General features: G+C 68.8%; 19 protein-coding genes, 1 pseudogene and 1 riboswitch. Of the genes and pseudogenes, 9 read left to right on the top strand and 11 right to left on the bottom strand.

Annotated features, from left to right (window positions below):
• Window positions 1–32: 32 nt before the first annotated feature.
• A complete protein-coding gene (locus ACZ7G3_RS14990) occupies window positions 33–3,029 on the top strand; it encodes a DUF499 domain-containing protein (RefSeq protein WP_426558676.1) in 2,997 nt (998 codons plus the stop codon).
• Between the two features lie 535 nt (window positions 3,030–3,564).
• Here the strand turns inward: ACZ7G3_RS14990 and ACZ7G3_RS14985 are convergent.
• Window positions 3,565–4,023: a hypothetical protein gene (locus ACZ7G3_RS14985; RefSeq protein ID WP_426558674.1), complete on the bottom strand. Its 459-nt coding sequence runs from the start codon at window positions 4,021–4,023 to the stop codon at window positions 3,565–3,567.
• Window positions 4,024–4,552: 529 nt separating this feature from the next.
• Here ACZ7G3_RS14985 and ACZ7G3_RS14980 point away from each other — a divergent pair.
• Window positions 4,553–5,098 (top strand): hypothetical protein, encoded by a 546-nt coding sequence (locus ACZ7G3_RS14980; RefSeq protein ID WP_426558672.1) that lies wholly within the window; start codon window positions 4,553–4,555, stop codon window positions 5,096–5,098.
• A gap of 15 nt (window positions 5,099–5,113) precedes the next feature.
• On the opposite strand, the gene ACZ7G3_RS14975 is transcribed toward ACZ7G3_RS14980, so the two are convergent.
• A complete protein-coding gene (locus ACZ7G3_RS14975; protein WP_426558670.1) occupies window positions 5,114–5,275 on the bottom strand; it encodes a hypothetical protein in 162 nt (53 codons plus the stop codon).
• Window positions 5,276–5,699: 424 nt separating this feature from the next.
• Here ACZ7G3_RS14975 and ACZ7G3_RS14970 point away from each other — a divergent pair, with 424 nt between their 5' ends.
• Together ACZ7G3_RS14970 and ACZ7G3_RS14965 are read left to right on the top strand one after the other, a co-directional pair.
• Window positions 5,700–6,587 carry a DUF5677 domain-containing protein gene (locus ACZ7G3_RS14970; protein ID WP_426558668.1) on the top strand — a complete coding sequence of 296 codons (888 nt, stop codon included), beginning with the start codon at window positions 5,700–5,702 and terminating at the stop codon, window positions 6,585–6,587.
• 504 nt (window positions 6,588–7,091) lie between these two features.
• On the top strand, window positions 7,092–7,316 hold the full coding sequence (locus ACZ7G3_RS14965; RefSeq protein WP_426558666.1) for a hypothetical protein: 225 nt from the start codon (window positions 7,092–7,094) through the stop codon (window positions 7,314–7,316).
• A 19-nt stretch (window positions 7,317–7,335) separates the two neighbouring features.
• Here the strand turns inward: ACZ7G3_RS14965 and ACZ7G3_RS14960 are convergent, their stop codons facing one another.
• Window positions 7,336–7,590: a hypothetical protein gene (locus ACZ7G3_RS14960; RefSeq protein ID WP_470925838.1), complete on the bottom strand. Its 255-nt coding sequence runs from the start codon at window positions 7,588–7,590 to the stop codon at window positions 7,336–7,338.
• Window positions 7,591–7,778: 188 nt separating this feature from the next.
• On the opposite strand from ACZ7G3_RS14960, the gene ACZ7G3_RS14955 reads away from it, so the two are divergent.
• Window positions 7,779–8,654 (top strand): alpha/beta fold hydrolase, encoded by an 876-nt coding sequence (locus tag ACZ7G3_RS14955; protein ID WP_426555403.1) that lies wholly within the window; start codon window positions 7,779–7,781, stop codon window positions 8,652–8,654.
• 66 nt (window positions 8,655–8,720) lie between these two features.
• Window positions 8,721–9,854, top strand: coding sequence for an IS630 family transposase (locus tag ACZ7G3_RS14950; protein WP_426555396.1), 1,134 nt, complete (start codon window positions 8,721–8,723; stop codon window positions 9,852–9,854).
• 271 nt (window positions 9,855–10,125) lie between these two features.
• Here the strand turns inward: ACZ7G3_RS14950 and ACZ7G3_RS14945 are convergent, their stop codons facing one another.
• On the bottom strand, window positions 10,126–11,361 hold the full coding sequence (locus ACZ7G3_RS14945; RefSeq protein ID WP_470925836.1) for an MBL fold metallo-hydrolase: 1,236 nt from the start codon (window positions 11,359–11,361) through the stop codon (window positions 10,126–10,128).
• Between the two features lie 167 nt (window positions 11,362–11,528).
• Here ACZ7G3_RS14945 and ACZ7G3_RS14940 point away from each other — a divergent pair, with 167 nt between their 5' ends.
• Together ACZ7G3_RS14940 and ACZ7G3_RS14935 are read left to right on the top strand one after the other, a co-directional pair.
• The gene (locus ACZ7G3_RS14940) at window positions 11,529–12,113 is read left to right on the top strand and encodes a carboxymuconolactone decarboxylase family protein (protein WP_426598239.1); all 585 of its coding nucleotides are present in this window, start codon (window positions 11,529–11,531) and stop codon (window positions 12,111–12,113) included.
• A gap of 42 nt (window positions 12,114–12,155) precedes the next feature.
• Window positions 12,156–12,558, top strand: a pseudogene (locus ACZ7G3_RS14935) (TetR family transcriptional regulator C-terminal domain-containing protein); the annotation flags it as partial.
• Between the two features lie 43 nt (window positions 12,559–12,601).
• On the opposite strand, the gene ACZ7G3_RS14930 reads toward ACZ7G3_RS14935, so the two are convergent.
• Together ACZ7G3_RS14930 and ACZ7G3_RS14925 are read right to left on the bottom strand one after the other, a co-directional pair.
• Complete coding sequence (locus tag ACZ7G3_RS14930) at window positions 12,602–13,387, bottom strand: SGNH/GDSL hydrolase family protein (RefSeq protein WP_426525612.1); 786 nt, start codon at window positions 13,385–13,387, stop codon at window positions 12,602–12,604.
• Between the two features lie 204 nt (window positions 13,388–13,591).
• On the bottom strand, window positions 13,592–14,557 hold the full coding sequence (locus ACZ7G3_RS14925; RefSeq protein ID WP_426598240.1) for a M23 family metallopeptidase: 966 nt from the start codon (window positions 14,555–14,557) through the stop codon (window positions 13,592–13,594).
• 4 nt (window positions 14,558–14,561) lie between these two features.
• Window positions 14,562–14,719: riboswitch (cyclic di-AMP (ydaO/yuaA leader) on the bottom strand.
• Window positions 14,720–15,142: 423 nt separating this feature from the next.
• Here ACZ7G3_RS14925 and ACZ7G3_RS14920 point away from each other — a divergent pair.
• Window positions 15,143–15,940, top strand: coding sequence for a tyrosine-protein phosphatase (locus tag ACZ7G3_RS14920; protein ID WP_470925833.1), 798 nt, complete (start codon window positions 15,143–15,145; stop codon window positions 15,938–15,940).
• A 16-nt stretch (window positions 15,941–15,956) separates the two neighbouring features.
• Here ACZ7G3_RS14920 and ACZ7G3_RS14915 read toward each other — a convergent pair whose 3' ends face one another.
• The 5 genes from ACZ7G3_RS14915 to ACZ7G3_RS14895 form a co-directional block, all read right to left on the bottom strand.
• A complete protein-coding gene (locus ACZ7G3_RS14915; protein WP_426525602.1) occupies window positions 15,957–16,073 on the bottom strand; it encodes a DUF6126 family protein in 117 nt (38 codons plus the stop codon).
• Window positions 16,070–16,720, bottom strand: a complete 651-nt coding sequence (locus ACZ7G3_RS14910; protein ID WP_470925831.1) for a helix-turn-helix domain-containing protein — start codon at window positions 16,718–16,720, stop codon at window positions 16,070–16,072. The genes ACZ7G3_RS14915 and ACZ7G3_RS14910 overlap by 4 nt, the downstream gene beginning before the upstream one ends.
• A 171-nt stretch (window positions 16,721–16,891) precedes the next feature.
• Complete coding sequence (locus ACZ7G3_RS14905; RefSeq protein WP_470925829.1) at window positions 16,892–18,277, bottom strand: aspartate aminotransferase family protein; 1,386 nt, start codon at window positions 18,275–18,277, stop codon at window positions 16,892–16,894.
• Window positions 18,278–20,242, bottom strand: coding sequence for a 1-deoxy-D-xylulose-5-phosphate synthase (gene dxs, locus ACZ7G3_RS14900; protein ID WP_470925828.1), 1,965 nt, complete (start codon window positions 20,240–20,242; stop codon window positions 18,278–18,280). It lies immediately after the preceding gene.
• Between the two features lie 27 nt (window positions 20,243–20,269).
• Window positions 20,270–20,818: flavodoxin-dependent (E)-4-hydroxy-3-methylbut-2-enyl-diphosphate synthase (locus ACZ7G3_RS14895; RefSeq protein ID WP_470925826.1), on the bottom strand; the 549-nt coding region annotated here is incomplete at its 5' end.

The following is a 20,818-nucleotide window of genomic DNA, read 5'->3' as shown; positions in this document are numbered from 1 at the left end:
CCCCTTGATTCCACCAGCCCAGGAGAGCAGCAGTGACGACCAGCGTGACGCCTTGGTGGAAGGCACTCAAGCTCCGCCAAGAAATCCTCAACGCCTCTGGGCAGATCGACGACGTACAGATGTCGCTGTTCCGGGCCGTTCACGCGACCGGAGCCGATCGCCCGCCCTACGCCGACGCGGGCTACTACGGGGACATCACGCACCCGACCGAACTGCTCGTCGACCTGCTCACCGAGGTCGCGGTGCGTATCGGTGGCGGTGACGACTACTTGAAGGCCCGAGCGGTAACCCGACTTGCCCAGGGCATGGGCGGCGGCAAGTCGCACGCTTGCATAGGCGCCTACCACCTGGCCGCCAATCCAGCGGCACTGCTGGGTACCGAACTCGGCCAAAAGGTCGCTGAGCGGGCACAGGCCAGGATCGGGCACCCGCTGACCGACGACCTCGGGCGTCCGCACGTCGTCGTACTGCCCTGCGACAACATGACCCCGGGCGCCGGCGTGCAGGAGCTCGACGGCCCCGCCGTCACCCTCTACGAGCGTTTCCTGTGGCGCCTGTTCTCCAAGGACTACACCCTCTACGCACGCTATCGGCCTTTCTGGAGCGACAAGCACAAGATCGCTGAGGCCATCAGTGCGGTGAACCGACCCGTGCTGATCATCGTCGATGAAGTGCTCGATTACATCGGCAACGGACTGGACGGCGCGAACAAGACCGACCTGGCGGCGCAGGACATGGCGTTCCTGCGGGCAGTGCTCGATGTCGTCAACGATGTCCCTCACGTCGCGATGCTGGTCGTGATGATCGCCCCCGACGTCGACAAGACCTCACTGTCCGCCGCTGCGCAGGGTCGCCGTGATGACTTGAACAGCCAGCTCGACCGCAACGGCCTGCCGACCACTGTGACCGGCGTGGGCGACTTCGCCGACATCCTCCGCCGGCGGTTGTTCGACGCCGAGCCCGCCGGGGAGGTCCTTGCTGCGACTGCCGCACTGCACGAGAAAGTGCTGACGGACAAGTCTTGGGCGAAGCAGGTCTGGGACCCGATCAATGCCAACTGGCGTCGCAACTGGCGCACGGAGATGGCGACGTGCTACCCGTTTCACCCTATGCTCATCAAGCTGGCGCAGGATGAATGGGGCAAGATCACCGGATTCCAGCGGGTACGGTCCACGATCCGCATCTTCGCTGCCACGGTCTACGCTCTCCAGCAACGCGGCAAGGCCGGCGAGTGGGTGCCAGCCCTCATAGGCCCCGGAGACCTGCCGCTGTCGGACAACACCGTCCGAGAGGCGCTCCTGGGCAGCGGTCTGGTGGAGGACGACCGGACCATCGCCAATTACCGAAGCCTGGCCGAGATCGAAGTCGTCAACCACGACGCCTCGTCCGGGGCCGCGCGCCGCCAGGACCTCGATCGCCCGTCGAGCACCTGGTCCTCGCACAACCCCCGCGCGGCCGAACGAGCGGCCACCTTCATCCTCCTGGCCAGCGTCGTCGGCACCCTGCGGCCGGGGCGAGGCCGCGGGGCCAGTGCTCCCGAGGTCAAGGCGGCCACCAGCGTCCCGGAGACTACCTACACGATCACTGACGCCGACGGCGTGGTGGACGAGCTGGTCAACCCGAACCGAGGGATGAGCGCACTCGACATCACGCCTGGACAGGGCAACAACAAGCCGGCCCGCTACTTCCTGTCCACCCGGCTCACCCACCGCATGCTGGTCAAAAACATCCGGCGGACCATCACCGACACGGAGCGCGACCAGGTCCTCTTCGACTTCGCGAAGAGGCTGACCAGCAGCGGACCGTTCCGTGAGGTGAAATACGTCTCGGCGGACCTCCAGCGCAGCGCCGCCGACGTCCTCGCCACGGCCGGGCTGGACACCGCCCACACCATCCGGCTCATCGTGCTCGACCCCGCGCAGTTCAGTCTGCGCAACGGCATGGAGAAGCCGACCCTCGAGGCGCTCAACGTCGCCATGGGACTCGGGCAAGGTTCTCAGCAACTTCCCGTCCAATGGGCCAGCAGCGCGGTCTACGCCGTAGTGAACACGCAGCAGCGAGCCCTGGCACGCAACCTGGCGGTGGAGTACCTGGCCAGGCAAAAGGCTCTGCAGGCACCCGAGATCCAGAACGACGACGAGCTCAAGACCATCGGGGCGAAGGAGCTCAGCGAGGCCAAGACCCAGCTGGAGAGGCAGATCAAGCGGGCTTACCAGCATGTCGCCTTCCTGGCCCAGCCCGACCCGGATCGAGAGCGGTACCTGGACCAGCTCACGTTCGACAAGGACAACATCACGGCCCTCGACGGCTTACTCGTCTGGAAGGGCCTCGCCGACCGGGACAAGGTCTTCGACACCGGCCAGTTCAGCGCCAAGGCCCTCCTGCACAACCTCCGCGACAACGACTACGGCAAGACCCTCTCCGACATCCGGGCCGCCTTCTACAGTGCTCCCCGGCTGCCGCTGCTGTACGGCGGCGACCGCGATCTTCAGCAGGCGATCTTCGACGCCGTAGGCCAAGGGCTGCTGAGCATCGTCGACGGAACGGGAACCGAGGTGGCAGTCACGGCTCCCAGCCAGGTCAACCTCGCGAGCACGGGCCTGCGCCTCGCCAAACCGCAGACCAAGGCATGCTCCACGTGCGACCAGTCGGCCCACGAAGGCCCGTGCGCAGGCGGTGTCGGCGACACCGCGGGTGGTGCCTCGTCGCTCGCGTCCGGGGAGCTGGTGGGTGATGCGGCCGAGACCCCTCCGCAGCCGGCTGGCGGCGAGGAGCCGAATAGATCACCGAAGCCGGCACCCGTCAAGGAGCGGCAGGTTGCCTTCTCCTTCACCAAGAATCTTCTGGCCAACGCTGACAGCGCCGACGGCTTCGCCGCGCTCTTCCGGGCGTTCTACATGACCCTGGACGAAAGGCAGATCAGTTACCTGCAGGGCACCCTCCAGTTGGTGATGCAGGCTGACGCGGCAGAGGAAATCCAGCAGCGCCTTGAAGAACTCGGCATAAACGGGACGTTCAAGGAGATCTGACAGGCCACCTGCCACCGGCTGTGGCGGAGACTGCCCGGGGCGTCCGGCCCCGAGCAGTCGTGTGTCGGGGGCTGGCACGGCCCTGATACCACGGGACGTTTCATGTTCTGCCGCGAAAGGCAACAGCCCGGTGACAGAGACCATCTTGGAATGATGCTTCGATCCGTGGAACCAGAACTGATCAAAGCCGCGGCGAGCACGTTGTGCGGCACGGTATTGGATGCCGTACTCACGTGGTGGATGACCGCCCGGCCCAGCGGCGGTCGGCATGCGAATCCAGGCAGACTCCGTGGTCGTCCCGGTCGGAGAGAGGGCCCACCGGGCGCCCCGCCCTCGTCCGCGCCGCCCACAAGCTCGGCAAGGGCATACTGCTCCAGCGCGCCCCCAGCGCCGCTGCCCCGCTGGGCCAGGCCCTCCACGAGGGTGCATCGCCGTGGCCGCCGGCCTTCCGGGGCTGGCCGCATCTGACCTTGAACGCGCAGGGCCCCGGTCACCACCACGGCGACCGGGGTCCTGCGCTCACCGCACCGCGAGATCACTCAGGCTTCGTACGATCCACCGTCCCGACCTTCGCCGCCACGATGTCACTCAGCTTCCCGTTCTGGATCTCCGCCTCCAGGACGCCGATGTCGCCAGTGCTGGACTTGCCCGGCCCCAACCGGTCCGCCGTTACCCCGGTCTGCCCGAGGTGATCGCCGTCCTTGTCCACCAGGCGGATCTCCGCAAAATAGTTCGCTGCGTCGGCACCGGTGTTGGTGATCTCGTAGTGGACGACGTACGCGCCGTCTCCCCACACCTGGTGGTCCTCCACCCCCGCCTTGGTGATCTTGACGTCGCCGGACGCCGCCGGCGCCTTCGACGACTCCGCCGCCGGTGCGCTCTCGGAAGTGCTGTCGCTCTTGCCGTCCCCGCTCGCGGTGTCCTCCGTACCGCCGCACGACACCAGCGCCCCGGCCATGAGCACAGCGGCTGCCGCCAGTCCCAACCTGCGCATTGCTCCCGTTCCTCCCATTCGTAGCAAGGGAGCAGAACGTAGCGGAGCCCTCGCGCCCGCCGCCATGCGCGATCACCCCCACGGGGGGCGCTCGACCACCAGACCGGATCCCCTTACCCGACCGGCTCCCCCACCCGGGGGCCACCCCGCGCCACTCGATCAGTTCCGACGTCTCCAGGTGGACGTCGTCCAGGCCAGCCCTCCGCAAGAACTTCTCGACGTCTCGCGTCCCGTACGCCAGGCCGAGGATCTCTCCGTTCATGCGGACCCGCCTGCCGCCTGTCGGCGACGGCTGTCCCACGACTATCGGGCGACGCCCCATGCCTCCAGCATCAGCCCGGCCCCAAAAACGCGCACCCGCAACGCAAAGCTTCCTGTAGGCTCCCGTCCCGAGGCGGCCGCGCCCGCCGGACTCCCCGCGGACCAGCACCCACGCCCCGCAGGCGGACAAGGTTCCCCGAATCGCGCCCCTATCAGCTTCGAACTCCTCGCTTCGGCGTGGGCGTGGGCACGCCAGCAAGGAACCGTGATGACCCGTGACCGGCGCCGCAAGATGGACATTCGCTCCACCGCGCGCGGCAGGTACACCCACGCCCGCCGCCGGGCCCTTCCGTCGGCTGGACTGAGCATCGCCGACCACCCCGGGGAGCTCTACCTCTGCGGCACCTGCGGACAGCCCGCCTACCCCAGCGCAACCGGCCCCTGCCACTTCACCGAGCAGGGTGGCGGCGTCTACTGCCCCACTTTCCCGATGGCCGCCAACCTCCTGCGCATGGACTGGAGCCTCTCCCTGGGCCTCGACACCATCCGGGAGTTCTACCCCTGGCCGACGACCGGACCGGCGCATCGCACGCCCACCATGGGCCGGGAGTTCGGCCACTTCACCGGCACCGTCTACGTGTGCGCCAGCTGCGGCCAGCCCGCCCACAACACTAGCGACTACTGGGGACCGCAGCACTTCCACGACCAGTGGGACGGCGTCCACTGCGAATGGTTCCCCCTCGCGGGCAGGCTTCTGACCACGCGCCTGCACCCGCGATCCCTGGCTGACTGGAAAGGCGGCTACACCACCTGACCCACCGGTGGCGTGTCACCGCACTCGCGGTGCCGTCACAACCGCATACCGCGTCGTCCCGGCCAGCACCTCAACGAGCAGCCCCGTGGCCACGACGCTGTAGAACTCGCCCCCGGCCGCCTGTCCCTGGCCGGCCGGGGACAGGTCGATCAGAATCTCCGCGACCTGTGCAGCCACCAGCGGACCGAGCCGCTGCGACAGCGCGACCCGACCCCCGGCAGACGCACCGCCAGCGCCCGCGGGTGGCTCGCGGCCCGGTAAAGCCAACCACCTGGGCATTCTCACCGTCTGCGCATGCCGGATCATTTTCCGGGTGCACTGTCCGATGGAGGCCGTTTCCCGCGGTCCCACCGAACGCACCGTAGAACGGGCGACACTAAAGGCAACGGACTAGCGTCATCTGTCGCCCCTGGCGACGCGGAATCAAGTACGCCGCGTCGCTCGGCCTCTGGCCACCGCCGTCGTGGGCCAAACTCACAACAAAAGGGTCCGGTCACCCCTTCCTCATCGGCCACTTCGATGGCACACGATCAGGGTTCTGTGGCACAGGACAGCCGTAAATGAGTCCGCGTGGGGTGTCCTGCTTCGCTACCGTCAACGCATGACGCAGAGGAATCGGAAGTCGAGCAGTAAGAGGAAGCGGTCGGGGCCGACGGCACGCAACTCGCAGGCGCTGGCCGTGCGCTCCCCGAAGAAGTCCTTGCGGGCGGAGCTCGCGCTTCTGCGCGAGGTCGCGGTTGCGGCTGAGGGAGCGATCCGGGTGACTCCCGATGCCTCTGACCGGCTGGTTCGGTTTGATCTTGAAATATTGATGCGTGGGTCGAACAGCCTGAAGGCCATGATGGTGCTCCTGGAGCAGGGATATTGGGAGCATGCCGTCGCGATCGTCCGCCAGTTGTTCGAGTTGCTGGTGAATATGGAGCATCTGGCACAGCAGGAGGACCGTGAGGCGGGGGCTCTACTGTTTGCGCGGTACGGCATGCTTCAGATGATTCAGGCGCACCATCGCCGGCTGACGTATGAAAAGGACACGGGCCGGCAGGTGGATGAGGAACTTTTTGCGCAGCTTGGCTGGTGGTTGGAAAACGAGTTCACGGACTTCCGCGCGAAGACGAAGAACGACTCGGTGAAGTGGGTGTCAAGCTGGTGCCGACAGACGGCCCTCGACTTGGCGAAAGCGTCATCGGATTCGATGCGGGTAAATCAGTACAACATTCTTTACCGGGTGTGGTCGGAAGAAGTCCATGCAGCGCCTGGCGCCCTGATTTCTAATATGTTCCGAGATGTCGAGGATGGCTGGGTGGAGCGGACCGTTTCGGAGAATGAACGTCGCAGTCGAGAGGCTGCTTTTCTTGGAGTGGCTTTCTTCTTGGCTTTGTGGATGCAGTTGCCGCATGTTGAAAAGTCGGTGCAGCGGATTCAGGGGTGGTTGCAGCAAATGAGCCGGGCGTACGGCGGACCCGACCTTCCCGACCCTCCGAGTGTGTAGGCGGGCCCTCATGTGGGACAGGTCGACGAGCAGGCAGAGCATGTGAACCCTCACCTTCTGGCGCTCGCTGGACGCGGGTGGAAGGCGGCTCGACTCCGAGGGAATGTGTCATGAGCGCGTCTGGGGGTGGCTGTAAGCCACCGGCTAATCAACGCAACACTTCGGAAGATGTGACGCGAGTACTCGGCCTCACGGTCGATATCGAGCCATATCCAACCGCGTGCCCATGCCAGGTCCCTCACCTGCAATTTCTGGACAACGCACGTACTCTAAGAACCCAGGCTATAGGCCCATAACCTGCGGGTTCTGTCCGTGATCATGTGCGAACTGAGGATGCGTCACGCCGCCCAAGGATCAATCTGGCTGGCGGAAAACCTTCACGACGTTCGGGGGCTTTCCGTCGCTTAGCGTCTACCGCAACGGACAGAGGCCGCCCCGGGCAAGGGCGACCTCCTCCTGTCCGTACTCCCTCACAGCCGCAAGCAGTAGGGAATGGACGGCCCCATGGAACCACAGCCCTGGACGAATCTGGGCCTCGAATGGCGTCGCCCCGGCGTCGCGGTCGCCGGCGCCGTCTGGTATCTGCTCCACACTCAGCCGCAAGTCCACGAGGTGATCGCCGCCGCCGTGGCCCTCTTGGTCCTGCGCTGCGCCCGTCCGCTGGCCGGCCGACAACCACCAGTAGCCCTCCCCGTCGGACACAGCGCGGCCCCCTCGCCACCACGGTGAGGGGGCCGCGCGCGTAACGTCAGGGCGCCGTCGGCAATCCGGTCCGGTCGGCCAGCATCCCAGCGCGGAAGGCATGTACATCTACGCCCACCGTGACGTTCTGATACTTGGCCGCCAGGCCGTTGAGTTGAGCCAGGCCCATCCACCCGCAGGGGTAGTCGGAGTCCCCGGTGAGCGTATAGAACCAGGCAACGGGGTTTTCTTTGGTGGCATTCAGCGGGACAACCAGGTACCACGCCGCGATGCTGGCACCCTGGGAGGCCGCGTACGCCACGCCTGCACCATCGGCTCCCCTGGCACGTTCAAGGAGTACACCGGCGACCGGGGAGTCTTGGCATCGAGCCAAGGGGACGCGGCAGACATGCGCCGCACTCTAGTGCCGCATCAGGCAACGTTTGCCCTGTTCAGGGTCAAGGTGAATTTCAGTTGCGGGACGACCTGTCCATGACCATGATGTTGATCATGGCTGGATATATCGATATTCCTACCCGGTTGGGCGAAAGTGCTCTCTCTGATGGACGGTTGCTTGGCTGGGCCGAGTGGGGGCCGTTGGACGGAGTGCCCGTTCTGTTGTGTCCAGGCGCGGCTACGAGCCGGTGGCTCGGATTCGGCGCAGGCGTTGTTGAAGCACTCGGAGTGCGGCTTGTCTCTGTGGATCGTCCGGGTCTTGGTGTCTCGACGCCCGCTCCTGGGCGGACCTTCTCTGACTTCGCTGGAGATATGCGTCAACTCTGTGTGCAGCGGGGGCTGGGGCAACCTGTTGTGGTCGGGAATTCGCAAGGTGCACCATTTGCTCTTGCCTGCGCTGCGGAGGGGGCCGCTTCGGCACTGGCTGTCGTCTCCGGTGCGGACGAGGTCGCCAGGCCGGAGTTCGCTTCAGTTCTGAACGCGGACCTGCGTGGTCTCGTCGAGCGGATTGAGTGCGATCCGGCTGGCGCCGAGGAGTTTTTCACCGGCTTCACTGCGGATGCGATGTGGGACATGGTCATGGCCGGGAGCCCGGGGTGCGACCTGGCCGTGTACCAGGATCCTGATTTCGCGGCTGGTTACCGCAGGGCCTTGAACGAGGCATTTGCTCAAGGTGCTGCTGGTTACGCTCGCGACACGGTCCTGGCAATGGGGCGGTGGCCGTTCGCCCTCGACGCGATCACCGTCCCGGTCGACATCTGGTACGGCGAGCGGGACACCAGCCACTCGCCCGACAACGGAGCACTGCTCGCTGCCCGTGTGCCCGGTGCTCGTCACCATGTAGTGTCGGAGACTGGCGGCGCCCTCCTGTGGACACATGCCGAGCCGATTCTCACGTTGCTCCTTGGGAAGGCCATCGCCGACGGGTAGACGATCGGTTTATGGCCGTACTGAGGCGTGCGCGTGCCGGGCAACGATCTCCGTCAAGCTGTGCGCGTGGCTGAACATGTGCGCGTCCGCGAGATCGATGACGATGAAGGGCAGCGCCTGCTGCAAATCATCCGCAGGGGCACGGGATCGGTGGTGACCTGGCGACGCGCGCAGATGGTGCTGCTGTCCGCGCAGGGCATGAGCGTGGCGAAGATCGCCGAGGTCACGTTCACCAGCGCCGACCGGGTCCGCGACGTGATCCACAACTTCAACGCCGACGGCTTCGACTCCCTGTATCCGAAGTACAAGGGCGGGCGGCCGAAGACCTTCACACTGCCCGAGCGGTGCGAGATCAAGAAGGTCGCGAAGTCCAAGCCGGCCGAGCACGGCCTGCCGTTCTCGACCTGGAGCCTGACCAAGCTGGCCGACTTTCTGGTTGCCGAGGGGGTGGTCGACGACATCAGCCACGAGGGCCTGCGCATCCTGCTCCGCCAGGAGGGCGTCTCCTTTCAACGCATAAAGACCTGGAAGACCTCCCGCGATCCGGACTACGCCATCAAGAAGGCCCGAGTGGAGCACTTGTACGCGATCGCCGACGGCGAGGTCGTCCCCGAGGACGGCGAGCCGGACGCGGTGTTCTGCCTGGACGAGTTCGGACCACTGAACCTGCAGCCGCACCCGGGACGGCAGTGGGCCGAACGCGGCGGCAGGCATAAAGACCCCGATCGCGAGCCCAGGCCAAGGCGGCGGGCGACCTACACCCGCCCGCACGGGGTGCGCCACCTGTTCGCCGCCTACGACCTGGGCAAGGACAAGCTCTACGGCCACATCAAGAAGACCAAGAACCGGTCGAAGTTCCTGGAGTTCTGCCGCTACCTGCGCACCCTCTACCCGCCGACAGTCCGCCTGGCGATCGTGTGTGACAACTACTCCCCGCACCTGACCACCAAGCGGTGCCGCCGGGTGGCGGACTGGGCAGAGGCGAACAACGTCGAGATCGCCTACACCCCGACCAACTCCTCGTGGCTGAACCGCATCGAGGCCCAGTTCACGGCACTGCGTTACTTCACCCTCGATGGCACCGACCACGCCAGCCACAAGGAGCAGGGCAGCGTGATCCGCCGCTACATCATCTGGCGAAACCGCCACGCCGACGACCAACGCCTACGTGCCGTGGTCGCCAGGGCGAACGTTGCCTGATGCGGCACTAGACCCGCCACCGACACCGGCCGGGAGTGTGGCCGAGCGCTGCCCAGCCGCCCCTTCCTGCAAGCTCAGCGCCGCACGAAGCGCGTTCGGACGACCACCCGAGACGGGCTCTCCAGGGACGGCAAGGGCCTGAAGCGCTGAGCTATGGCTTCGCGCTCCACGCGGGGCGCTCCGTCCAAGGCTCGCAGCAGCCGATGCCGTTCGTCAGCAGGGAGACGCTCCAGCATCTGGGCCATCTCCCCCATCTTGTCCCCGACCGGCCTCACCGCTCCCCCGCCAGGTCAAGATCACCCCTGCTCGTCCCAGCCACGCCTTCGACGATCCGGGGAGGCCGCCACGGGTGCCCGATCGGACCCGACACCGCCCGCCACCACGCCTCCACCGGCACCTTCCCCGCCGGCTCGAACGGCTCCCCCGGCCGCGGGAACGCCACCGCCTGGCTGACCTCCTCGGCCGCGTCCTTGGTCCACTCCCCGGGCTCCGCCCACGGATGCGGAGCCAGGTTGAACGTTCCCCAGTGGATTGGCAGCAGCACCCCTCCCGGAGTGCCTCCCTGCAGGTCAAGGTGGGCCTGCACCCCCTGCGCAGGCGTCATGTGAATGTCTGGCCACATGCCGGGCAGCGGCGTATAGTCCGTGTGGTTCTTGGGCCAGAACTCGGCGTACGCCCCGAGCTGGATCATCGTGGCGTCGAACGGGCCGTGGGCGGCACCGATGTCCCGGAATCCCTCGAAGTAGCCCGTGTCCCCGCTGTGGAAGACGCGGTGTTCCCCACCGGCCACGACCCAGGACGCCCAGAGGGTGTGCTGGGTGTTGCGCAGGCCGCGCCCGCAGAAGTGCCGGGCCGGGGTGGCGGTCAGGGTGAGGTCGCCGACGCGCGTCGACTCGTGCCAGTCCAGCTCGCGCAGCCGGTCGGCGGAGACGCCCCAGTGTTCGAGGTGGGCGCCGACGCCGAGGGGCACCGCGAACAGGGTGTCCGTGCCGGCCAGCGCCGAGATCGTGGGCATGTCCAGGTGGTCGTAGTGGTCGTGGGAGATGACGACGACGTCGACCGGGCCCAGCGCGGCCAGGGGCACCGGGACCGGATGCAGCCGCTTGGGGCCGGCGAAGGGGAACGGGGAGCAGCGCTCGCCCCACACCGGGTCGAAGAGCACCCGCTGTCCGTCGATCTCGGCGAGCACACTGGAGTGCCCCATCCAGGTCAGCCGCAGTCCGGTGGCGGGCGGCCGGGCGAGGTCGGCGAGCGTGGTGGCGTGCACCGGGACCGTGCCGCGCGGCGCACGGCGGAGCCGCGCCTGCCTGTCGAGGTAGATCTTGGCGAACTCGCGGGCCGATCCCGAGGGCCGGGTCCGGGCGGTGCCCCCGGGGTTCTGGAAGACGCCGTCAGCGAAGTGCGGCGATCTGCGGATACGCGCCATGCGCTCACCGCTGGGGTCCGCGCCGAAGGCCGCGGGCCGCGGCACGCGGAGCCCGGGGCTCGGGGAACGGAAACCGGCCACGGTACCTCCAGGTGGAGTAGGTCAGGCTCTCATTGTCGCCTCGTCCGACGTCACTCGAACGCCCGATGTCACATCCGAGTTCCCGCCGACCGTCGTACCGGTGAGGGCGCCCCCGCAGGAGCGCCCGGAAGGCAACGGCACGACCGACGGACAGGAAGGTGGCCCTCATGGCCCGCGTATCCCTCACCCCGCCCCGGACGCTCCTCCTCCGCGTCATGGAGTGGTACTCCCGGCGCACCTACGGCAAGGTTCTCGACCCCGGCAAGGCGCTCGCCCACAACCCGCGCGTGCTCTGGGGCGACCTGCGGTTCGAGCAGTCCGTGGCCAAGTGGAACAGGCTGGACTCCGATCTGAAGGCGCTCGCCGTGATGGCCTCGGCGGCCTCGATCGGCTGCTCCTGGTGCATGGACTTCGGCTACTGGGAGAACGCCGAGCGCGGCATGGACCGGCGCAAGCTCCACGACGTGCCGGTGTGGCGGGAGAGCGACGCCTACACGCCACTGGAGCGGGACGTCATGGAGTACGCCGAGGCGGTGACGGCGACGCCGCCCACCGTCGGCGACGACCTCGCCGAGCGGCTGCGGATCCGGCTGGGCGAGCCCGCGTTCGTGGAGCTGACGGCCATGGTCGCGGTCGAGAACCTGCGTTCCCGTATCAACGCGGCGCTCGACCTCACCAGCCAGGGCTTCAAGGACTCCTGCGACCTGCCCGACGCCGGCCCCGCGGCGGCGACCGCCGCGCCGGCGGACTGAGCCACCGGGACCGGAAGCGGCCGTCACCGCGGGTCCGGGCGGATCGGCCGCCGTACGACGGTGCTGCTCTCCGGCTGCGCGCGGGCGTGCGGTGGTAGGCCCCGACCGGGCAGGCCAAGGGGTGGTGGCCGGGGATCGAGGGCTGCGCGGGGACGCTGCGCGAGCCCGCGCTCCGAGAGGTCCGCAGGAACCGGACCGCCCGTGGAAGGCTGCGATCGCCGAGGTCGTCGCCGCGGGCGTGGCCGCCGGAGAGTTCTCCTGCGCGGAACCCGACGGCGCCGCCCTGCGTCTGACCGCGCAGCTCGACGGACCGGCCGCGCAGCACGACGGACCGGCCGCGCAGCTGACGTCGTACGGGGGCGCGGTGTCACGGGCCCGGGCGCGGGAGTGGACGGACCGGGCGCTCGCCCGGGAACCGGGTCCGGACCGCGCGGCGTCGACGACACCGCGCCGCTGGTCCGGACCGCCCGCCCACCCACGCCCCGCTGTCAGGCAACCGCCGAGATCCGCATCTTGATGTCGTCCGGCGACAGCGTCCCCTTGGCCGTCACGTGGTCCCCCGACGACTCCCCGCGCAGCCGGCGTCCGATCCACGGCACCAGGTACTCGCGTGCCCAGTGCACGTCGTCCCGTCGTACGTGGAGGGTGCCGCGGGGCGGCAGCTGCGGCCAGGGCTGCTCCGGGTCGGCCGGCACCCGCAGGCCGAGGGCCTGACCCGCGCGCAGCGCCACGCGCGTGTGCCCCTCGGGTGACAGGTGCAGCCGGTCGGCGTCCCACGCCCTGCGGTCCTGGACGCTCCGCAGCGACCACAGGTCGAGGACGGGACAGCCGTAGCGGTCGGCGACGGCACGGACGTGTCCGTTGTACGTGGCGATCTTGCCGCGCAGATGCTTGAGGACGGGCACCCCACGGGTGTCGAAGCCGGTCGTCACGAGGACGGTGCCGGCCACGGCGGTCAGCGCGGCCACCGCCCGCTCGAACCGCTCCGCCACCTCGTCGGGATCGGTGCCGGGCCGGATGATGTCGTTGCCGCCCGCCGCGAAGGAGACCAGGTCCGGCGCGAGTTCGGCGACGCGCGGGACCTGTTCCGCCACGATCTGGTCGAGCAGCCTGCCGCGCACGGCGAGGTTGGTGTACCTGAAGTCGCCCTCGGGGCGTCGGTCGGCGAGCAGTACGGCGAACCGGTCGGCCCAGCCGACGAACGCCCCGTCGGGTCCGGGGTCGCCGACGCCCTCGGTGAAGCTGTCCCCCACCGCCACGTACGACCCGATCACTTCTCTGCTGTCACTCTTCGAATCGTCTGCCACGTCGGCCCATGATTCACCTCGGAATGTGACCTACGCGACCGTAGAAAGGGTTGACGGGCGGTGAGAAAGACCACTCCTAAAGTGTTCACCAATTCAGGAATACACCGAAGGCCGGACCCGGGGATCGGGGTCCGGCCTTCGGTCGCGCGGGGGCTGTGCCCGAAACCGTCGTCAGAGGGAGACGCCGTGCGAGCGCAGGTACGCGATCGGGTCCACGTCCGAGCCGTAGTCCGGCGTGGTGCGGATCTCGAAGTGCAGGTGCGGGCCGGTCACGTTGCCGGTGGCACCCGAGAGACCGACCTGCTGACCCGCCGTCACGGACTGCCCGGCGGAGACGGAGAGCGAGGACAGGTGGGCGTACTGGGCGTAGTGGCCGTCGGCGAGCTGGATGACGACCTGGTTGCCGTACGCTCCGCCCCAGCCGGCGGAGACGACGGTGCCCGCGCCGACGGCCTTGAGCGAGGTGCCGGTCGGGACGACGAAGTCCGTGCCGGTGTGGTAGCCGCTGGACCACATGCTGCCGGTCTGGTGGTACGGGGTGCCGACGCTGCCGCCGGGGACGGGCGAGGTGAAGCCGCTGGTGGCGCCGGCGGACTGGCCGCTCGTGTCCGAGGAGTCCGAGGACGAGGTCTGCGCGGCGTCCGACGACTTCTCGGACGACTCGGACTTCCCTGCCGACGACTTCTGCGGCGCGGCGGGCTTCTCGGCCGCCGGCTTCTCCGACTCGGCGGAGGACGACGGGGCCGACGCCTTGGCGGCCTGCCCGCTGATCGAGAGCTTCAGGCCGGGGTGGATCAGCGAGGGGTCCGAACCGACGGCCTCGCGGTTGTCCGAGTACAGCTTCTTCCAGCCGCCGTCGACGTCCTGCTCGTCGGCGATCCTCGAGAGGTAGTCACCGCTCTTCACCGTGTACGTCCGCGCGTCCGCGTTCTTCTCGGCGCTGCCTCCGGCGGCCTTCTTCGCCGTCGTCGGGACGGACTGCACGGCCTGCCCGGAAACGGACTGCGCGGGAGCGGCGTGGGCAGCGGCGGCGCCCATCAGCGGGAGCGCGAGCGCGGCGCCCCCGGTTCCGGCGACGGCGATGGTGCGGGTCAGGCGCATGGTCCTGGTACGGCGGTGCTTACCCTTCGCGGGCATGACGAATTCCTCTCCGGCGCCTGCGAGGTGAGCTGTCGGGTGCGGGCTGGAGATGCCCGGCCGCGCCGAGACGCGGCTTTACCCCGAGCCGTTCCGGGAACCGGAACAGGCAGTCGTACCTGTGGGTCCCCCGCTCCTGCCGTGTACGGGTGGTGGGTGGGTGCGGGCTCCGGTCGGCGGCAGGATTAGGCGTCCGTCCGGATCGGTGGTGAACGTAAGGGACCAGGACGCGCAGGGACAAGCGAGGGGTTCCATTGACAGGTGTTCCGATTGATCCTTTACGGGAATCACCGGTCACCCTCCGTCGATTCGCGGAGCGCCGTCTCACGTAAACCGCCTTGAAAACCGGCCTGATTACGTGAGCATGACGAGCAACGCACGGTCACGGATATGACGCTGCTCACGCGGCGCCTCGCCACCCTCTCTCATTTCAGCGCTAGTTGGAATGAAAGCGCTAATTCGGACAGAAGGCTTAGGAATGGCGTAGTCGGACGGCTGAAACGCCGAGGCTCCAGGACCGTGCCGTATCGTCGAGTGGTGCCTGTCGGCGAGCGGCGTCGACGGGGCGGAGTGGGAGGAGTCCCCGTGACGCAGCAGGTCCCGTCGACCGAACCCGAACTGGCCGGTGTGCGCAACTTCCGTGACGTGGGCGGACTGCCGACCGTGGACGGGCGGCGAGTGCGGCAGGGGGTGCTGTTCCGCAGCGGTCACCTGGCGCACGCCACCGGTGAGGACGCCGCGTTCCTCGCCTCGCTGGGCCTGCACACCATCTTCGACTTCCGCAACGCGGCCGACCAGAAACTCGAAGGCCCGGACGTCGAGCTTCCGGGCGTGCGCAATGTGAACCTGCCGCTGAGCGATCCGGCCGACGGCGCCGAGTTCTGGAAGATGGTCCGCGACGGGGACCTCGACCAGCTGCGCGAGATCCTGGCGGACGGCAAGGGCGCCAACCGGATGATCGACTCCTACCGCATGATCATCAAGGAGCGCACGGCGGAGCACTCCCGGGTGCTGCACGCGCTCGCCGAGGACAGCGTCCCCGCCCTGATGCACTGCGCGGCCGGCAAGGACCGCGCGGGCCTGTCGATCGCCGTCACCCTGCTCGCTCTGGGCGTCGAGCGCGAGGCCGTCGTCGACGACTACCTGAAGTCCAACGCCGCGCACCGCCGCTACAAGGTACGCCGCAGCAGCTCCGCCGCCTCGGCCTACTCCCCCGAGGTCATGGAGCTGCTCAGCCCCCTGTTCGACGCGCGGGCCGAGTACCTTGCGGCGGCCTTCGAGACCGTCGAGGAGACCTGGGGCGGCGTCGACGCGTACCTGGAGAAGGGCCTGCGGATCACCCCGGAGACCCGGGAGCGGCTGCGCGAGCGGATGCTGGACTGAGGCATCCGCTCACCCGCTACTTGGCGCCGACCTCGAAGAGCAGGTAGATGAAGGCCGCGAAGACGTGGCCCACGATGAGGTAGATGAAGAGCCGCACCCACAGGGCGCGCGGGAACTTCTCCTGCAGATTCATGGCATCTCTCCTAGGGTCGGGTGGATCGCGGTGGTGGCCGGTCCCAGGCACAGCGCCGCCGTCGGGCTCTGCAGCAGGGTGTGGACGAAAAGCAGTTCGACCCCGTCGGCGTCCTGGGCGGCGATCCGGTGCGGGGTCAGCGAGTCGAAGTGCGCGCTGTCGCCCGGAGCGAGCCGGTGCACGGTGTCCCCGAGGCGCAGTCGCAGCCGGCCCCGCAGGACGTGGAGCCACTCCTCGCCGGGGTGCACCCGCACGATGTCGCCCTGCGAGCCGTGCGGCACATGGACGCGCAGGGCCTGCATACCGCGGCCGGCCCCGCCGGCCTGCCAGTACGTCCAGCCGCCCGCGAACGTCGGTTCCATGGCGTCCGCGCGCACGACGGCGTCCCGGTCCACCGCCGTCTCACCGAGCAGCTCCGACACGGTCGTACCGTAGATGCGGGCGAGGGAGAGCAGCATCGGCAGCGAGGGCTGACGCTGCCCGGTCTCCAGGCGGGAGAGATGGGCGGGCGACAGCCCGGCGGCGCGGGCCGCCGCCTCGAGGGTGAGGGCGGCCCTGCGCCGCAGGGCACGCAGCTGCGGTGCCACGACGGACACCGCGTCCGCCGGCGCGTCCGGCGCCGGTGGTCCGAACTCGTGGGAGGTCATGCCTCCATTCAGTCCGAGAATTGCCTGTCAGGCAATTTTTTTGCCTGACAGGCAAAGGCGACCCGGGCAGGCGGCCCTGGCAGTCCTCCTGACGGCCGGGAGCGGTCCTCCAAGACGGCCGGGAGCGGTCCTCCAAGACGTGGGGGAGCGGTCCTCGGTGGCTCCGTCCCGCTAGCGGTTGGCCACCGCCTGCCTGACCAGGGTCTTGCCGAAGTCCCACATCAGGCCGCCTCCGTTGTGCGCGTCGTCCATCACCTCGGTGAAGGCGTCGACGAACCGGTCCGCGTCCGCCACGTCGATGATCAGCGGCGGGATCAGCTTGATCACCTCCAGGTGGTCGCCGGAGACCTGGGTGAGGATCCGGTGCCGTTGCAGCAGCGGCACCACCACCATCTGCGCGAACAGTCCCTTCCGCGTGGCCTGCAGCATCGTCCACCGGCTGCGCAGCTTCAGCGATCTCGGCCGGCCGAACTCGATGCCGATCATCAGCCCCCGGCCCCGGACGTCGGCGAGCAGCTCGTAGCGGTCCACCAGCTCCGTCAGCCGGGACTTCAGCCGCTCCCCCACCGCGGCCGCGTTCGCCACGATCTCCTCGTTCTCCATCACCGAGAGCACCGCGAGCCCGGCCGCCATGGCCTGCGCGTTGGACCCGAAGCTCGCCGAGTGGACCAGCACCCGGTCCATCGAGGAGTACACCTTCCGGAAGATCCAGTCCCTGCCCAGCGTGGCCCCCACCGGTACATACCCGCCGGACAGCGCCTTGGCCACGCACACCAGGTCGGGCTCGACGCCGTCCTCGTGCTGGAAGGCGTAGAACTTCCCGGTCCGGCCGAGGCCCGTCTGCACCTCGTCGGCGATCAGCAGCGCCTTGTGCCGGTGCAGCAGGTCCTGCGCGGCGCGCAGATAGCCGGGCGGGGCCTCGTGCACGCCCTTGCCCTGGACCGGCTCCACGATCAGCGCGGCCACGTCGCCCTGCTTCAGCTCCCGCGCCAGTGCGTCCAGGTCGCCGAGCGGTACGGCGGTGTCGGGCAGCAGCGGGGCGAAGCCGTCACGGAAACCGCTCTCGCCGTTGACGGACAGCGAGCCGGTGGTCAGCCCGTGGAAGGCGTGCGTGCAGTACAGGATCCTCGGCCTGCCGGTCGCGTACCGGGCGAACTTCAGCGCGGTCTCGACCGACTCCGTGCCGCTGTTGCCGAAGAAGACCCGGTCCAGGTGCGGGCTGTAGGAGAGCAGCTTCTCGGCCAGCAGCCCGGGCAGCGGCGGACAGTCGAAGCGGGTCAGGTCGGCCAGCGAGGCGTCGAGGACGTCGTGCAGCGCCTTGCGCACGACGGGGTGGTGGCGTCCCAGGCCCATCACCGCGAACCCGGCGAGCATGTCCAGGTAGTCGTTGCCGTCCGCGTCCCAGAAGTGCGCGCCCTCGGCCCGCTCGTAGACCTTGTCGAACCCGATGGTGCGCAGCATGCGCGGCAGCTGGTGGTTGAGGTGCCTGGCGTGCAGCTCGTACCGCTCGGCTCCGCGGTCGGCCAGGAGGGCGGCGAGGTCGAACTCCTCGGTCATTCAGTTCTCTCCTTGCACTGGCATGACGATCCGTCCGCCCTCGGTCCGGTCTCCGGCCTTCTGCCCGGCCTGCGCTACGGTCTGCGCCGCGGTCGGTGCCGCGACGGCCAGACTCGCGCTGATCCGGCCGGCGATCTCGACCGGGGTGAGACCGATGTCGGCGAGCACCTCGGCGCGCTTGGCGTGTGCGAGGAACTGCTCGGGGATGCCGAACCGGCGTACGGGAACATCGACCTCCGCGTCGCCCAGCGCCAGGGCCACCGCCGAACCGACCCCGGCCGCACGGCTGTTGTCCTCCACGACGGCCACCAGGCGGTGCCGGGCGGCCAGGGGTGCGAGCGCCGGGTCGACGGGTTTGACCCAGCGCGGATCGACGACGGTGCATCCGACGCCGCGGGCCTCGAGCAGCTCGGCGGCGCGGAGGCAGACGGACGCCATCACGCCGACCGCCACCAGCAGCACCTCGGGCCGGTCGGCCGCGTGCAGGACGTCCATGCCGCCGACCCGGTCGACGGCCGGGACCACCGGCCCGACGGACTCCTTCGGGAAGCGCACCAGCGTCGGCGCGTCGTCGACGGCGACCGCCTCGCGCAGCTGGGCTCGCAGTTGGTCGGCGTCGCGCGGGGCGGCGATCCGCAGGCCCGGGACGACCTGGAGGACGGACATGTCCCACATGCCGTTGTGCGAGGGCCCGTCGGCGCCGGTGACCCCGGCCCGGTCCAGGACGAAGGTGACCCCGCAACGGTGCAGGGCCACGTCCATGAGCACCTGGTCGAAGGCGCGGTTGAGGAAGGTGGCGTACACGGCGACGACCGGATGCAGGCCGCCGGTGGCGAGGCCGGCCGCGGACACGGCGGCGTGCTGCTCGGCGATGCCGACGTCCCAGACCCGGTCGGGGAACCGCTCGGCGAAGCGGCCGAGACCGACCGGGTGCAGCATCGCCGCGGTGATCGCCACGACGTCGTCGCGCTCCTCACCGATCCGGACGATCTCCTCGCCGAACACGGAGGTCCAGGACGGCGCGTCGGAGGGGCTGAGCGGCGCGCAGGTGAGCGGGTCCATCACGCCGACGGTGTGGAAGTGGTCCGCCTCGTCGCGCAGGGCCGGTTCGTAGCCGCGGCCCTTCTCCGTGAGGCAGTGCACCAGTACGGGCCCGTGGAAGCGTTTCGCGCGACGCAGCGCCGACTCGACGGCCCCGATGTCGTGCCCGTCGATCGGACCCACGTACTTCAGCCCCAGGTCCTCGAAGAGTCCCTGCGGGGCGAAGGCGTCCTTGAAGCCCTTCTTCGCACCGTGCATCGCCTCGTACAGGGTGTTGCCCACCACGGGTGTGCGCTGGAGCACGTCCTTGCCCCAGGCGAGCATCCGCTCGTAGCCGTCGGTCGTGCGGAGCGTCGCGAGGTGGTTGGCGAGGCCGCCGATGGTCGGCGCGTACGAGCGTTCGTTGTCGTTGACGACGATGATCAGCGGCCGGTCCCTGGACGCCGCGATGTTGTTCAGGGCCTCCCAGGCCATGCCGCCGGTGAGCGCGCCGTCGCCGATGACGGCGGCGACGTGGCCCCGCCCGCCCTGCACCTGACGGGCTTTGGCGAGGCCGTCGGCCCAGCCGAGCACGGTGGAGGCGTGACTGTTCTCGATGACGTCGTGCTCGGACTCCTCGCGGGAGGGGTAGCCGGACAGCCCGCCCTTGCCGCGCAGCTTGGAGAAGTCCTGACGCCCCGTCAGGAGTTTGTGTACGTAGCTCTGGTGGCCGGTGTCCCACAGGATGCGGTCGGCCGGTGACTCGAAGACCCGGTGCAGGGCGACGGTCAGTTCCACCACGCCCAGGTTGGGGCCGAGGTGGCCGCCGGTGCGGGCGACCGCGTGCACCAGGAAGTCACGTATCTCGTCGGACAGTTCACCGAGTTCCGCCTCGGACAGCGCCTTCAGGTCGCGTGGTCCCCTGATGCTCTCCAGAATCGTCACGCTCGGGCCCCCTTCGGTCCGTGCTGTTCAGCTCACGGTGACGGCCGGCTCCCCCGACGCGCCGTCCTTCTCCATCTGCTCGGCGATCTTCATGGCCTCCTCGATGAGGGTCTCCACGATCCTGGACTCGGGGACGGTCTTGATGACCTCGCCCTTGACGAAGATCTGCCCCTTGCCGTTGCCGGAGGCGACGCCGAGGTCCGCCTCGCGGGCCTCGCCGGGCCCGTTGACGACACAGCCCATGACCGCGACGCGCAGCGGCACCTCCATGCCCTCCAGACCGGCCGTGACCTCCTCGGCCAGCTTGTAGACATCGACCTGGGCGCGGCCGCAGGACGGGCAGGAGACGATCTCCAGACCGCGCTGCCGCAGGTTCAGCGACTCCAGGATCTGGATGCCGACCTTGATCTCCTCGACCGGCGGCGCCGACAGGGAGACGCGGATGGTGTCGCCGATGCCCTGGGAGAGCAGCGCGCCGAAGGCGACGGCCGACTTGATGGTCCCCTGGAAGGCCGGGCCGGCCTCGGTGACACCCAGGTGCAGCGGGTAGTCGCACTGGGCGGCGAGCTGCCGGTA

The organism is Streptomyces sp. NPDC037271 (genome assembly GCF_055603605.1).
This window is presented reverse-complemented; position numbering and strand designations above follow the sequence as displayed.